10 protein-coding genes and 1 pseudogene are annotated in these 14,976 nt (G+C 52.0%); 8 read left to right on the top strand and 3 right to left on the bottom strand.

The window, feature by feature from the left end; translation table 11 throughout:
* Positions 1 to 392: 392 nt before the first annotated feature.
* Positions 393 to 1,184: a helix-turn-helix transcriptional regulator gene (locus NST04_RS24790; protein ID WP_341186598.1), complete on the bottom strand. Its 792-nt coding sequence runs from the start codon at positions 1,182 to 1,184 to the stop codon at positions 393 to 395.
* A 171-nt stretch (positions 1,185 to 1,355) separates the two neighbouring features.
* On the opposite strand from NST04_RS24790, the gene NST04_RS24785 reads away from it, so the two are divergent.
* From NST04_RS24785 to NST04_RS24755, 7 genes are all read left to right on the top strand, one after another.
* Positions 1,356 to 3,170: a family 43 glycosylhydrolase gene (locus tag NST04_RS24785; RefSeq protein ID WP_341186597.1), complete on the top strand. Its 1,815-nt coding sequence runs from the start codon at positions 1,356 to 1,358 to the stop codon at positions 3,168 to 3,170.
* A 113-nt stretch (positions 3,171 to 3,283) separates the two neighbouring features.
* Positions 3,284 to 4,849, top strand: coding sequence for a response regulator transcription factor (locus NST04_RS24780; RefSeq protein WP_341186596.1), 1,566 nt, complete (start codon positions 3,284 to 3,286; stop codon positions 4,847 to 4,849).
* A 19-nt stretch (positions 4,850 to 4,868) separates the two neighbouring features.
* On the top strand, positions 4,869 to 6,611 hold the full coding sequence (locus tag NST04_RS24775; protein ID WP_341186595.1) for a sensor histidine kinase: 1,743 nt from the start codon (positions 4,869 to 4,871) through the stop codon (positions 6,609 to 6,611).
* 75 nt (positions 6,612 to 6,686) lie between these two features.
* Positions 6,687 to 8,426 carry an ABC transporter substrate-binding protein gene (locus NST04_RS24770; protein ID WP_341186594.1) on the top strand — a complete coding sequence of 580 codons (1,740 nt, stop codon included), beginning with the start codon at positions 6,687 to 6,689 and terminating at the stop codon, positions 8,424 to 8,426.
* A gap of 98 nt (positions 8,427 to 8,524) precedes the next feature.
* Positions 8,525 to 9,499: an ABC transporter permease gene (locus NST04_RS24765; protein WP_036693425.1), complete on the top strand. Its 975-nt coding sequence runs from the start codon at positions 8,525 to 8,527 to the stop codon at positions 9,497 to 9,499.
* 16 nt (positions 9,500 to 9,515) lie between these two features.
* Entirely contained in the window at positions 9,516 to 10,457 is a 942-nt protein-coding gene (locus NST04_RS24760) for a carbohydrate ABC transporter permease (protein WP_341186593.1), read from the top strand.
* Positions 10,458 to 10,633: 176 nt separating this feature from the next.
* Positions 10,634 to 12,658 carry a right-handed parallel beta-helix repeat-containing protein gene (locus tag NST04_RS24755; protein WP_341186592.1) on the top strand — a complete coding sequence of 675 codons (2,025 nt, stop codon included), beginning with the start codon at positions 10,634 to 10,636 and terminating at the stop codon, positions 12,656 to 12,658.
* A gap of 156 nt (positions 12,659 to 12,814) precedes the next feature.
* On the opposite strand, the pseudogene NST04_RS24750 reads toward NST04_RS24755, so the two are convergent.
* Positions 12,815 to 12,976 (bottom strand): annotated as a pseudogene (locus tag NST04_RS24750) (amidase family protein); the annotation flags it as partial.
* A gap of 15 nt (positions 12,977 to 12,991) precedes the next feature.
* Complete coding sequence (locus NST04_RS24745) at positions 12,992 to 13,261, bottom strand: hypothetical protein (protein ID WP_341186591.1); 270 nt, start codon at positions 13,259 to 13,261, stop codon at positions 12,992 to 12,994.
* Positions 13,262 to 13,571: 310 nt separating this feature from the next.
* On the opposite strand from NST04_RS24745, the gene fabD reads away from it, so the two are divergent.
* Positions 13,572 to 14,816 carry an ACP S-malonyltransferase gene (fabD, locus tag NST04_RS24740; protein WP_341186590.1) on the top strand — a complete coding sequence of 415 codons (1,245 nt, stop codon included), beginning with the start codon at positions 13,572 to 13,574 and terminating at the stop codon, positions 14,814 to 14,816.
* The last annotated feature ends 160 nt before the right edge of the window (positions 14,817 to 14,976 follow it).

Below are 14,976 nucleotides of genomic sequence, written 5' to 3'. Positions count from 1 at the left end.
AAAACTGAACACATTGGGCCGGCGCGGAGGCGTGCGAGCGGAATGTAATCGAAAAACCGATCACATTTGGCGTGACAGAGGCGCGTGGATGAAATGTAATCGAAAAACCGATTACATTGGGCGTAGCGGAGGCGTGTGAGCGGAATGTAATCGAAAAACCGATTACATTGGGCGTGGCAGAGGCGCGTGAGCGGAAGGTAGTCGAAAAGCCGATTACATTGGGCGTTGCGGAGGCGTGTGAGCGGAATGTAATGGAAAAATCGATTACATTAGCGGCGGCGAGAGAGTGCCCACCGTTGGAGCGACGATGTATTCACACTTCCACATACCCTTACATACTCCTAACTAACTCCTGCCTAAGCCTCGTCTAACTCCGACCCTTTACACTCCCACTACTCTCCCTCCCGCACCTTCGGCTCCCGGGAAGCCAGCCGCTCCCGGTAGGCGCGGGGGGAGAAGCCGGTCAGCTGCCGGAACTGGCGGCAGAAATGCTCGACATTGGCGTAGCCGCAGAGAGCGGCGATCTCGGCGATTTTGTGCTGGCCGAAGCCCAGCTTCTCCTTGGCCAGCCGAATCCGGCATTGAATGACATCCTCCATGCAGGAGATGCCGAAGGCGGACTTGTAGATGGTCTGGAGGTAGCCGGTGCTGATGTGCAGATATCCGGCCATTGAGGATACAGTCCAAGGGTGGCCGGGATTGCTGTACAGCGTCTTGCGCAGCTCCAGCAGGTTATAATACTGCGGCGTCAGCTTGTCCTGGGAGGCTTCGGACAGCTTGTTGAACAAGAGACGGAACAGGTAGTCAATGGATAACTCCCGGTAATCATTCTGGAACGAGTTCTCCAGCGTCAGCAGCTGGAACAGCTGATGGCAATACCCGGGGTCGGGCAAGGAGAACGGGCTGCCCAGCGGCAGGACGCTTTCAGTAATATACGATTCATCCGCATCGAAACGGACCCAGTCGTTGACATACCTCCGGGAGCAGGCCCGGTAATAAATGTTGTGCCCAGGAGGGTATAAAGCGACAGAATGAGCGGGGAATTCCTTCAATTCACCGTCCACTTCGAACACCGCCGGGGTCTGGGTCAGGACAAGAAGCCAGGCGTTCAGTCCTTCGGGGATACTGTAGACGAAATTGGCCGGATGTGCAGCATCGTATTCCACGTAGTGAATTGTAGGCATTGGCTTCTCCTTTCTTCGGATAGATCAATTAATGGTCAGTAAATATCATTGTTAGTATTTCAGTGAATCTCTATAATTTGTAGTGGACATTAGAGTAAATTCGAAGGTTAACCGAACAGTGCGTAATTATAGTTATTAGAAATTATCAATAGGAAGGAAGATTATGAATTCATGATACCACAACAAAACGATGATCGGAAAGATATCCTTTGCTATACAAGACTGCCGCAGGAGGATATCGTGTATGCTTCGAAGCTGGCTTACAGTATGCACCTGGCATACAAGACCGATGGGGGCCAGTATCGGGCATTAAATCATAACTCAGGGGTTCTGTTCGCCAAGGCGACGGAGAATGAGGATGGGACGCTCCGGGCCAAAAGCCTGAAGAAGCCGTATCTTTTCTACTTGGCAGACGGGAATTTCGGCGTCATTGCTGTGCGCACCGAGGCTGACGGGGAAGCAGATGAACAAAGCAAGGGGAAGGTGCTGCTGTTCACTTCGGCCGATCTGCTGCAATACAGTGAGATTGGACTGCTGGAGCTTAAGACAGACACTCATGTAAGCGATGTCTCCTGCACCTATGACCCGGAGCGCAGCGGTTACCTGATCCAATGGATAGACGGGCAGGGCCAGGGCTATGAGAATTTCACTGCTGACATCATGAGCCTTACGAATGTCTCAGCACCGGTGGAAGCGGAGCCGTTCACGCTGGAAGCGGTGCAGACCGATATCGAGGGAATCCAGCCGCGTAATAGGATCGCTGTCTCTGCTGAGATAGCCCGCAGACTCTTCTGCAAGCTTACGGTACCGGAGAACATTGCTGTCGTAGTACCGGACCGGGTGAATGCGGCATCGGTAGAAGATGTGAAGGCGGTCCGGGCAACAGCCTTATACAGTGATGGAACGCAGGCTGCCAAAAAAGTCCGTTGGAACACGGAGGCCATCAACTGGGACAAGGCCGGAACCTACAGCATCTCTGGAGAGATCCATCAGGATCACTTTCCATTCCCGATTGCACTTAACCGTGCGGACCCTTGCATCGCAGCGTGGAAAGGGAAATATTATTTCATTGCGACTAATGACGCGGATAAGGAACATACGCTGTATATGAGGGAAGCCGATACGATTCCGGAGCTGGTGACAGCGGAGGAATCCCTGATCCTCGATTCCACCACGTATGAAGAGATTGGCGGCCTGCTGTGGGCACCGGAACTCCATATCATTGAAGACGAGCTGTATATTTTCCATGCCGCCACACCCGGCGAGTTCTTCCATGAGGAATCACATGTGATGAAGCTGAGTCCGGGCGGCAATCCCATGAATGCTGCGGACTGGTCCAGGCCCCGCCGGGTAGTGAAGAAGGACGGAAGCTATCTGTGCGAAGCAGGCACAACCATTTCACTGGATATGACCGTCATCCGCTGGAACGGCCAGCTCTATGCCGCATGGTCGGAGCGCCAATTCCTGCCGGTGGATCTGGGAGCCTGGGTCTACATCGCCACGATTGACCCGCAGGAGCCGTGGAAGCTGACCAGTGATCCGGTGCTGCTGACCCGGCCGGATTATGGCTGGGCCAATAACCATACGTTCGTGGATGAAGGTCCGTTTGCTCTGTACACGGATGACAAGCTGTACGTGACTTTTGCCAGTGCAGCGGTGGATGCTACTTATGTGGTCGGTCTGCTGACCGCAGACAAGGGGGCAGATCTGCTGGATATCAAGAGCTGGACCAAGGGCAATTATCCGCTGCTGACCTCCAGAAGTGTGCCGGGGGAATATGGGCCGGGCCATAATTCCTATGTGACGGACGAGGACGGGGTGATCTGGAACGCCTACCACGCCAGACCGGGAATTGAAGGACCGCGAAGCTCCGGCTTGCGGCGCGTGCATTTTGATATTGATGGTGCTCCGGTTCTGGATCTCACTGAGGAGAAGGATCTGAATCCGGGCCTGAAGCAGGTATCGATGGAAGTCATCGTAGGCTAGACTCCTGGCACGCCTAACTCTATAATATTCCTTGTCATCCGGGAACCCTTGACCATTCACTTAGGCCGGGGTTCCCTTTTTTTCAAGATTGTACTGGAGGAGTGGAAGCCGATATGTACGGGATCATTATTGTTGACGATGAGCTGTTTGTCCGCAAGGGCCTGATTGGAATGATTGACTGGGCGGGCAGCGGGTTCCAGATTGTGGATGAGGCGGACAACGGGGAGGATGCGCTGGAGCTGATCCGGGCCAAGCGGCCGCAGCTCGTGATCACCGATATCCGTATGCCGGTTCTGGATGGCATCGGGCTGATTGAGGCGGTGACGGAGGAGCAGCTTGGAACGGATTTTATCATAATCAGCGGATATAACGATTTCCGGTATGCCCAGCAGGCGGTCCGGTATGGCGTGCTGGACTATGTACTGAAGCCGATTAATGAGCATGAAATTGTGAAAGCGCTTCATAAGTTCCGTGATAAATTCACTGCGCGCAAGCAGCTACAGGACCGGCTTAGCATGCATGAGGGAGAGAAGCGGGTGGAGGCCCTGATCCGGGGAGAAGCGGAGGCGGAGGCGCTTGACGCCTGGGAGCAGCAGTGGATAGAGGCGGGAGCCCGCCAGTTCACCTATGTGCTGCTGGAGGTAAACAATGTGTTCCCTTGGAGCGGGAAGCCTATGCCCGGGAAGGCAGAGCTGAAGGAGGCGATCCGGCAGGCGGTGCAGCAGCTCACAGCAGAGACGCCGATTATCTATGAGCACCGGAGATTCTTCGGCTTCATTGTGCCGGAACATTATCTGGAGAAGCATGCAGGGGAGCTGCGCAGCTTCGTGGCGGATTGTCTGAGCAAGCTCTACGAGCGTTATCCCTTGGAGGTTCAGGCGTATGCGGGCAGACCGGTGAACACACTTCAGGAGCTGAAGTATTCGTATACCTCGGCCAAGGAGACTGTGGAGTACAAATATGTCCGGTCTGCCCAGCCGATTCTGCTGTACTCGGATATTGCCGGTCTGTCTCTGAACTACATTCATGCCAGTAGTAGGGTGCTTCAGGCGCTGATTGAAGCGATTGAGGAGAATAAGCAAGCGGAGATGCTGGACGCAATCTTCAAGCTGTTCACAGAATTTCAGGAGAAGCTGTTCTCCCGGGAAGCGATGAAGGCGGTTGCCATTCAATGCGTCCATAGTGTGCTGCACACTATACGGAGCATGGAGGGGGATGAGAAGCAGCTGGCAAGCCTTGTCCCGATGATGAACTGGCCGGATCATAACATCACGCTGACGGAGCTTCGTTCCTTGTTCGAAGCCTTTGCACAGGAGGCGGCGGAGCGGATTCAAGAGCTGTACCAGAACTACGGCAGCAGCGGGCTGTACCGGATCAAGTGTTATGTGGACCGGAACTTCCATGAGAATCTGAACCTCAAGCAGATCGCTGGCCAGTTCTATATGAACTCAGCCTATCTCGGTCAGGTATTCAAGAAGAATTACGGCATGTACTTCAATGACTACCTGCTCCAGCTGCGCATCACCGAGGCCAAAAAGCTGCTGCGGCAGACTGATCTGAGGATCTATGAAATTGCCGAGCAGGTCGGATTCAAGAATGCCGATTATTTCGTCACCCAGTTCGAGAAGCTGGAGCAGAAAACGCCGACAGAGTACCGAAACCGGACGGGTAACCATTAATGTCAGGAGGGGGCACTGTATGAAGCTGCTGAATAATATCCGGCTCAGGAATAAAATGTTCCTCGTCTATTTCCTCGGGGTCATCGCTCCAATCATTCTCACGAATGTGATCTTCTACAACACGATCACCGGGAATGTGAAGGCGCAGCGGATTAAGGACATCGATCTGGCGGTGGAGCAGATCAAGAATGAGTTCCGGCTGATCGTGGATCAGGCCGTGGGATTATCCTCTTTTTTCTATGCGGATTACAAGACCAATGAGGTGCTTGACCGTAACTTCACACAGACCGAAGACTATGTTGAGGCCTACGACCTCTATCTGCGGTCTACCCTGAACAACTATTCTCCGTTCTCTTCCTCGCTGCAAAACAAGACCCTCTATGTGGATAACCCCACGCTGCTGAATTCCGGGAACATCGGTATCCTGTCCGGGGAGATCCGGGAGAGCATCTGGTATAAGGAATGGATGCAGGAGGCTTCCTCCCAGCCGCTGTTCGTCCGCATCCAGGATGCAGGCGGCCGGTTCCAGTCGTTCTCGCTGCTGCGGCGGATGGATTATTTCGCGGACCGCATGCTCAAGGAGAAGCTGGTGAAGATTGATTTTAAGACGATTGATCTGATGGAGGTCTTCGCTAATCTGAACGTACACGGGGACGTGTATCTGCTGGGGCCGGAGGGCCGGATTGAATATACAACCAACCGGGCCATAGACTGGCAGGGGAAGGACCGGCAGCTGTATGCCTCTCTGAAGCAGGAGCATATCATTGATTTCCAGAAGGAATACGGGAGTATCAGTTATTTGTCCGGCTGGAGGATCGTCGGCACGGTCAATGAAAAGGAGATTATCAAGGAGGTGCTGAAATCCCGCTATTTCATCCTCTGGTCGGCCTGCCTGATGATGCTTGTCCCTACCGTTATTATTCTGATCATTACCCGCTCGATCAACCTCCGGATTATTGAGATCCTGAAGCATATGAAAAAGGTGAAGACGCAGCAGTTCCAGATGATTATGCACGGGGAGTCGCGCGATGAGATCGGCCAGCTGACCCTGGAGTTCAACAGTATGATTATGCAGATTAAGGCTCTGATTAACGATGTGTATCTAACGGAGATTCAGAAGAAGTCGCTGGAGCTGGAGCGGAGGAAGGCGCAGCTTAATGCGCTGCAGAGCCAGATTAACCCTCATTTCCTGTTCAACGCACTGGAAACCATTCGGATGCGGAGCCTGCTGAAGCAGGAGAACGAGACGGCCAAAATCATCCAAAGCATGGCGATGATCCTGCGCAGCTCATTGACCTGGAATAAGGAGTGGGTGAGCGTGGAGGAGGAGCTGGGCTTTATTCTCTGTTTTCTGGATATCCAGAAATACCGGTTCGAGGATAAGCTGAGCTACCATATCGATGTGGAGCCCGGGGCCTACGCCTGTATAGTCCCCAAGATGGTGTTCCTGCCCTTCGTGGAGAACGCCAGTATTCATGGCATCGAGCCGCTCAAAAAAGGCGGAAGCCTAGAGATCCGCATCAGCGTGACGGGGGATGAGGTGGTCTTCCAGGTGGCGGACAACGGGATTGGCATGAGCAGTGAGCAGGTGGACACGCTGTACGGATATCTCGACATGGAAGGGATTATCGGCGAGCGTATCGGAATACAGAATGTAATCTATAGGGTTACCATGCTGTATGGCGGGCGTGCGGTCTTCCGGGTGGACAGCAAACCGGGGGAAGGGACACGGATTGAGCTGAGAATCCCGGCGAATCCATAGTTTTCAAAGGAGAATCCATAATTTTACGGGTAACGGAGTAATGTAAACGCTTTTATACTAAAGGAGCAGTATATCATGAATATACAAGGGGGAGTACAGGCAATGGGTAAAAGCAAGAGAATATGGCTTCTCGCTCTGACGGCAGTCGTCTCATTATCCGTGGTGACAGCTTGCTCGGGGCCTAATAATGCCAAGAAGAATACAGGGACGACGGAGCCGACAAGCGCCGCTGCTACCACAGAGACCGAACCCAAGCAGGATAAGGTAACGTTCAAAATCTTCAACGGAGTGGCCGGCTCGAAGGATGGAAATACCAATGAGACGACCATCGGCAAGCTGCTGGAGGATCAGACCGGTGTCAATTTCAAGCTGGAATTCGTGGTGGGCGACCTCAATACCAAGATCGGAACTATGATTGCCGCCAATGATTACCCGGATGTGCTGATTCCTGATGCTGCTATAGAGGAAGTGCTTAATGCCGGTGCATTCATCCCGCTCGATGAGCTGATTGAGAAGTACGGGCCGAACATCCAGCGTGTCTATGGCAAATCCCTGAATCAGATGCGCTCCAAGGATGGTAAAATCTATTTCCTGCCGATTGCCGCCCAGGTGAACGATTTCATTCCTGAGCCGGAAGCCGGGGCGGGATTCTGGGTTCAGCGCCGTGTGCTGGAGGAAGCGGGTTATCCGAAGATCAAGACGCTGGATCAATATATAGAGCTGATTAAGAATTACCGCGACAAGCACAAGGATGAGAATCTGACCGGGATGGTCTCTCTTACGCATGACTGGAGATTCTTCGCCACCTCCAACCCGCCGATGCATCTGATGGGCTATCCGAATGACGGCAACGTTACCGTGGATACCAATACCTGGGAAGCCAAGACCTATGCCGGTGCAGAGTCCACCAAAAAGTGGCTGAAGACGCTGAATGACCTCAATGCTGCCGGTCTGTTCGATAAAGCCTCCTTCGTCGATAACTATGACCAGTATATCGCCAAATTAACCTCCCACAAGGTGCTCGGCTTCTTCGACTACCGCTGGCAGGTGGATAATGCGCTGAATGTGCTGAAGGATGCTGCCCGTAAAGATCCTTCCCTGGACGGCTTCAAGTACTTCCCGCTGCCGGTGACCTTCGAGGAAGGCACGCCGGATGCCTATCTTGATCCCCCAGGAGGCCTTGTAACGAACCGCGGAATCGGGATTACCGTCAGTGCCAAGGACCCGGTCCGCATCATCCAGTTCTTCGACAACATGCTGACCGAAGAGAACCAGACCCTGATGTCCTGGGGGATCAAAGGCGAGACGTATGAAGTGAATGAGAAGGGCCGCTACTACCGTACGCAGGAGCAGATCGACAAGATTGACGAGCCGTTCAGAGAGAGCTTCGGCTTCAAATACTTCAGCTGGAACTGGCCGATGTACAATGCCACCTCTACCCTGGCTGACGGAAATGCCAAGAATGTTGCCAGCCAGCCCGAGGTCTTCCAGATGACGCTGACCGACAAGGACAAGGCGATCTTAGAGAAATACGGCGTACAGACCTACAGCCAGCTGTTCGCTGAACCGGTTCCGCGTCCATACTTCCCGGCGTGGGGCTTCGCGAAGGAGCAGAATTCCCCGGAACAGCTCTGGGAAGCCAGCAAGGATGAAATGACGAAGAAATATTTCCCTAAGCTGGTGCTGACGACTCCCGATAAGTTTGATGCAGTCTGGGAGGAATACATGAAGGAATTCGGCAAGCTCGATACTGCGGGTTATGAGAAATGGACCACTGAGCAAGTCAAAGCGAAGGTCGAACTGGCGAACCAATAGCCGCCGGAACCGGCGGGAAAGACCAGGGCTGTACCCAGATGCTGGTCTTTCCTGCTTGCCGCTTAGACACCCCGGTGCGCTGAAGGAGAGAGATACGGATGGATAAAAATACGGTACCTGCGTTATCCCGGCCAGCGGCGGATAAGGAGCCGGGCCGGATGCGGCTGTTTTTCAAAAAACTGGGCCAGCAGCGGGCCCTGGCAGTGATGTCGGTCCCTTTTCTAATCTGGCTGTTTGTATTCAAATACTTGCCCTTGTGGGGCTGGAGCATTGCCTTCCAGGATTATAAGCCGGCCAGGAAGTTCATGGAGCAGACCTGGATTGGCTTCGAGCATTTCAAATTTCTGTTCGGGGACGACCGCTTCCTGCGGGTGTTACGCAATACGCTGGCGATGAGCTCGATTAACCTGTTCTTCGGCTTCGTCACCGCGATTACCCTGGCCTTGCTGCTTAATGAAATACGCAATATTGCTTTCAAGCGTGTAGTGCAGACTGTCAGTTATTTGCCGCATTTTATCTCCTGGGTGGTAGCAGCAAGTATCATTCAGACGACGCTGTCCCCGGATGGTACCATTAACCAGCTGCTGGTGGGTCTGGGCTTCCTTGACCGCGGCAATGAAATTCTGTTCCTGGGAATCCCCGAATACTTCTGGACCATCTTCGGAGCCAGCTCCGTCTGGAAGGATATCGGCTGGAACACCATCGTCTACCTGGCCGCTATGACCACAATTGATCCCACGCAGTATGAAGCAGCAGAGATTGACGGCGCGAACCGGTTCAAGAAAATGATCTATGTCACGCTTCCGGGCATCAAGTCTGTTGTGATTGTCCTGCTCATTATGAATATCGGATATCTGCTGGAATCGGGATTCGAGCCGCAGTACCTGCTGGGTAACGGCATGAATGTGGACTATTCCGAGAACATTGACATATTCGTGCTGAAATACGGAATTGCCCAGAGTAATTTCTCCCTGTCCATTGCAGCGGGAATGTTCAAGACGGTCGTCAGCTTCATCCTGCTGTTCATGGCGAACAATGCCGCGAAGCGTATGGGCGAAGCCAGACTGTATTAATAAAGGAGGCGCAGGCATGGAAACCGCAGCTGTCCCTAAGAAAAAACGCAAGCCCCCCATAAGCTCTTCCACCGGCGACCGCTTGTTTGTCATTTGCAACTACTGCTTCATGATCGCACTAATGATCGTTACTCTGTATCCGTTTGTGAATGTCCTTGCCGTGTCGCTTAATAACGCGCAAGACTCTATCAAAGGCGGAATCTACCTGCTGCCCAGAGAATGGACGCTGGCGAATTACACTTATATTCTGAGAGAGGCCACGATTTTTCATGCGACCTTCATCTCAGTGCTGCGCACCGTGATCGGAACGGTAGTCACCGTCTTCTGCTCGGCCATGCTGGCCTACACGCTTAGCAGACAGGATTATGTGCTGCGCAAATTCATCACCGTAGCTTTTATTATGACGATGTATTTCAACGGCGGTCTGATTCCCAATTACCTGCTGATCCGGGATATGGGACTGGTCGGCAGCTTCTGGGTCTACATTCTTCCGGGGATTATCGGGGTGTTCAACCTGATTATTATCCGTTCCTTCATTGAAAATCTGCCGGAGAGCATCATCGAATCGGCGAAAATTGACGGGGCGGGGGATTACCGGACCTTCTTCAGCCTCATTCTGCCGCTAACCGTGCCTGTCCTTGCCACGGTGGCGCTGTTCTCAGGGGTGTTCCAGTGGAATTCGTGGTTCGATGTGTTCCTCTACAATTCCTCGGATGAGAAGCTGAGTACCCTGCAATATGAGCTGCAAAAGATTCTGCAGAACTCCAATACCACCACCGGCACCTCTTCACTCGACGGGATGATCCAGGGAGCTACCGGAGGACAGCAGAATGCGGTCACGCCAATGTCCGTGCGGGCAACGATGACGATTGTAGCCTCGGTGCCGATTATCATGGTGTACCCGTTCCTGCAGAAGTATTTTGTCAAAGGCATGATGGTCGGCGGGGTTAAAGGCTAAGATGTCTAATTGTATACAAGAGTTCTCCCTTAGGGGGAATTATCATAGAAGGATCGTATGCCGGATGTACAAGGCCTGCGGTCTTTTCTATTAGGAATGTATACATGGTTATAGCATAATATAGTATTTTCATTTAAAATGTCCATATGACATATAAGAAAGAGGAGGATGTTCATATGGAATATCATGTTGCAATGCAAGGGAGCGATCAGGCTCCGGGTACAGCGGATCAGCCTTTCCGCTCCATCTCCCGCGCTGCGGCGCTGGCGGAGCCTGGAGATACAGTTACCGTTCATGCGGGTACATACAGGGAATGGGTGAACCCGGCTAACGGAGGAACAGAAGAACTAAGGATTGTCTATCAGGCTGCCGGAGATGGGGAGGTCATCATCACAGGTGCTGAGCCGGTGGCAGACTGGCAGGATGAAGGGGACGGTGTCTGGAGTACAGAGGTACCGAACAGCCTGTTTGCTGTGCGCAATCCTTTCAAAGAGAAATTGTATGGCGACTGGCTGTTCGAAGGGGCGTTCGAGCCGCATCTGGGGGAGGTCTACCTGGACGGCAAATCGCTGTACGAATGTGATAGCGTTACCAAGCTGCGCGATCCGAAGGTATGGCCTCAGGCCAAATACTCGCAGGATTCTCTTCTGCAGTGGTATGCGGAGGTAAGCTCCAATGCTACTAAGATCTGGGCGAGCTTCGGAGGCAAGGACCCCCGCAGGGAGAATGTGGAGATCAGCGTTCGACCTTATTGCTTCTGGCCGGAGAAGACAGGACGAGGCTATATAACCGTCAAGGGCTTCACGCTCCGCCAGGCTTCTCCCCAATGGGCACCGCCGACGGCGTTGCAGGAAGGGCTGATCGGCCCGCACTGGAGCAAGGGCTGGATCATTGAGGACAACCACATCTGCGAGTCCAAATGCACAGGGGTGAGCCTGGGCAAAGAAATCTCAACCGGGCATAACGAGTGGTCAAATGGCCGGATGAAGGGCGGGACGCAGCGGGAGCAGGAGGTTATTTTCCGCGCACTCCGCCAGGATTGGCATAAGGACAACATTGGAAGTCATATCGTCCGCAATAATGTAATTCATGATTGTGAGCAGGCCGGAGTGGTCGGCCATTTGGGCGGGGCCTTCAGCCAGATTGTCCAGAACCGGATTTATAACATCCATCATAAACGGATTTTCCACGGGGCAGAGGTCGGCGGAATCAAGCTCCATGCTTCACTGGATACCCAAATTTGCGGCAATGTTATTTACAGCTCATACCGGGCGTTATGGCTGGACTGGCAGGCACAGGGCACCCGTATCAGCCGGAACGTATTCTACGACAACCTGTCCGAGGATTTCTTCATGGAGGTCTGCCACGGTCCTTATATGGTCGATCACAACCTGTTCCTGTCGCCGATGAACTTCCGCAATATGGCCCAGGGCGGCGCATTCGTCCACAATCTGTTCGCCGGCAGGTTCGTAGTGCGTCCTGAGCTTACCCGTTACACGCCGTACCATATGCCGCATGAGACAGCCGTTGCCGGTTACAGCAACTTCACGGGCGGTGATGACCGATATTATAACAATATCTTCCTGCGTGATGAGGACACGGACAATGAGGTAGTGCCGATGACGTTCTTCGAGCATCTGCCGCTGTCTCCAAGAGATAAGGTGGACGATACCGGTGCTCCGGTAATGGATGGTATCCCGGATAATTCCCGCTGTTATCTGCATCCCGTAGGGCTGGGCGGCTATAACGAGCATCCGAATGCCCGGGATAAGCAGTGGTGGGAATACACCAGGGAAGAGATCAAGGCGCTGATCGATTCCGGGAAGCCGTTCCATCCTGAACAGATGGCCCTTCCTGTAGCCATTCAAGGCAATCTGTATCTGAAAGATGCGGTGCCGGGTGCGCATGAGACGCATGCGAAGGTCTATGCTGACAAAGGCATTGAGATTGAGGTTGATCCGGCTTCCGGCAAGGTGCAGGTGCATATCGTGAACCCTGAGCTGCTGCGTGCAGCCGCGCCGACCGTGGTCACCACGAATCTGCTGGGCAGAAGCTATCACGCCGAGATGCGCTATGAGGAGCTGGACGGCTCGCCGTACCGGTTCGACCGCGACTTCTTCGGTAAGCAGCGTCCGGACTCGAATGTAACGCCTGGACCGTTTGAATTAACCGATAATAGTCCGGTGAAGATTGTGCTGTAACGCAGAATGCTTGAAAGGGGCTGTCCCAAAAGCCATGAAATGGCTGCTTGGGACAGCTTTTTATTGTGGGCGTGCCCAGAGGCACGCATTATCTAGATGGTAACTGTGGAGACCCTCCCCCACACGGAATTTTTTTAGGAACCCGTAAGAGGCGCTCTATAAGTCCAAAAGACGAAATGAATCCTGGAAGGCATCTGATCCTGGCCGCCAGCCGTCGAGCGCTTTACTGCCGCCTGTTGTAGGCATGTCCTTGGTGTCATAAATATCTTTTATCGCAATCGGGAATCCCAGCAGATCACCCTTGGCGCCTTGTGCACGGGCATTGTCAGCCGCTTAGGCCTGGGCCAGCGCAGTTTCGGATACATGGAGGTAGGCATGGAAGCCAAGTTGCCCCCAATCGTACGCCTTGATTCGATCCAGATACGCTTGCGTAATTTGGACAGAAGTCGTTGTGCCGCTGATCATATCCTGCTGCATCTGTGCAATGGATTTATTTACAACATCGGTTTGAAACGGAATCACTCCCGAAGCAATAACAGATAACGCAATGGAAGTAACCAGTACTTGCTTTTTAGTTTTACGTAGATGTTTTAACTTAGTCATATGGGCAATCTCCTTTTCCTTTATGTATGTTTTTAAATTGTGTTAAGAAATGTAATATTGTTATTCGCTTCAGTCAATGAAAAATATGAATTTAATATATTTTTAGCAATATAGGGTGAATGGTGAACTAGTGTGAAATATATAGAGTAGATAAGGCGAGGGTGTATCAAGTTTTATACTAGACCTTATGGTCCGAAAATGAAGAATGATGTATTTACTATTTTTATTGTTAGAAACCTGTTACAATGACCAAACTTATTCGGGATAAATTCTTTATCAGGCAAATAGACACTGAAAAGGGGGAGTAGCTTTGAATAAGCTGGCATTGTTATTTCCAGGTCAAGGCTCCCAGTATGTGGGGATGGGGAAGCGTTCTTATGAGTCTTCTGAAGCTGCCAAAGAAGCATTTGAAGAGGCGAATGACACCCTTGGGCTGGACATCCGCAGGCTTTGCTTTGAAGGAAGTTTAGAGGCACTGAAGCAGACGGAGAATACACAGCCTGCAATACTGACAGCATGTTATGCGGATTATCTGTATTACCGGCAGCAAGGCGGAATTGAGCCTCATTATTCAGCTGGACACAGTCTTGGAGAGATCACTGCGCTTACCTGCGCGGGCGCTATTTCATTCCGGGATGCACTGCAAATTGTACGTATTCGTGGTGAGTTAATGGCAGAAGCAGGACGGGAAGTTCCGACTCTGATGTCCGCGGTACGGGGAATGAAGCCGGAAGAAGTAGAGGATTTATGTGCGTCGGTATCCACACCACGGGAGTGGGTTGTGGTTTCCAATTACAATTCGCCCGGTCAATTGGTTGTCGCAGGACACCGGAACTCGGTGATCTCAGTCGAGGTGGCGGCTAAGCAAAAGAATGCCGATGTGATCCGGCTGGAGGTCAGCACGGCATTTCATACTCCGCTGATGAGAGAGGCGGGTGAACGGCTGTTCCAGGTTCTTAAGGGATTTCGTTATGAAGAACCTGCATGGCCAGTTCTCTCTAACGTCACTGTTCGTCCATATGAGAGTAAGTCAAAGATCCCGCAGCTTCTGACCGCACAAATGACGAGCCCTGTACGTTGGACCGAAAATATGGATTATCTACAACAGCAAGGTGTCGTAATGGCAGTAGAAATTGGTCCAAAGGCTGTTCTACGAAACTTAGTGCGTCCGTTTTACCCGGAGATACTTGCCTTCTCCTTCAATAAGGAGGAGGATCAGGCTTCGATTTTTAGACAATTGCAACTGTTGCCGACTGTTGTAACCAAGTGTCTGGCTGCGGCAGTTTCTACAAAAAATCAGAACTGGGCTCAGGAAGAATATCAACAGGGCGTAATAGAACCCTATGAAAAAATCCGTAAACTTCATAATAAGCTGAAACAGTCAGGAAAGCAGCCCGACGTGGAGCAGATGAGAGACTCCCTGGACATGCTGATCCGGGTATTTACGACTAAGAAAGTACCGTTAGAGGAACAAAAAAGACGTATTGCGATTATTTTGAAATCGACGGGCACCGGAGGTATGTTCAAGGACTATTTAGATCCGTTCCACATTTAATCTTCTAAGCAGTAATTTAAGAAAGCGCAATAATCTGGATGGTATAACTATGATAATAGAGAGTTTTAAGAAGCAGCTTGCCAACAGGAAGTTGCTTTTTTGTTTCCAAAGCGGAATAAAATACATAATTTGGATATAATGTTTCTGTTTGTATTGAAAA

The sequence above is a fragment of the Paenibacillus sp. FSL H7-0756 genome (assembly GCF_038006765.1).
Taxonomy (GTDB): Bacteria; Bacillota; Bacilli; order Paenibacillales; family Paenibacillaceae; genus Paenibacillus_AQ.
This window is presented reverse-complemented; position numbering and strand designations above follow the sequence as displayed.

Coding starts and splice junctions, on each gene's coding strand:
- NST04_RS24790 (WP_341186598.1), bottom strand. CDS start 1,184: ATGCCTACAATTCACTACGTGGAATACGATGCTGCACATCCGGCCAAT.
- NST04_RS24785 (WP_341186597.1), top strand. CDS start 1,356: ATGATACCACAACAAAACGATGATCGGAAAGATATCCTTTGCTATACA.
- NST04_RS24780 (WP_341186596.1), top strand. CDS start 3,284: ATGTACGGGATCATTATTGTTGACGATGAGCTGTTTGTCCGCAAGGGC.
- NST04_RS24775 (WP_341186595.1), top strand. CDS start 4,869: ATGAAGCTGCTGAATAATATCCGGCTCAGGAATAAAATGTTCCTCGTC.
- NST04_RS24770 (WP_341186594.1), top strand. CDS start 6,687: ATGAATATACAAGGGGGAGTACAGGCAATGGGTAAAAGCAAGAGAATA.
- NST04_RS24765 (WP_036693425.1), top strand. CDS start 8,525: ATGGATAAAAATACGGTACCTGCGTTATCCCGGCCAGCGGCGGATAAG.
- NST04_RS24760 (WP_341186593.1), top strand. CDS start 9,516: ATGGAAACCGCAGCTGTCCCTAAGAAAAAACGCAAGCCCCCCATAAGC.
- NST04_RS24755 (WP_341186592.1), top strand. CDS start 10,634: ATGGAATATCATGTTGCAATGCAAGGGAGCGATCAGGCTCCGGGTACA.
- NST04_RS24745 (WP_341186591.1), bottom strand. CDS start 13,261: ATGACTAAGTTAAAACATCTACGTAAAACTAAAAAGCAAGTACTGGTT.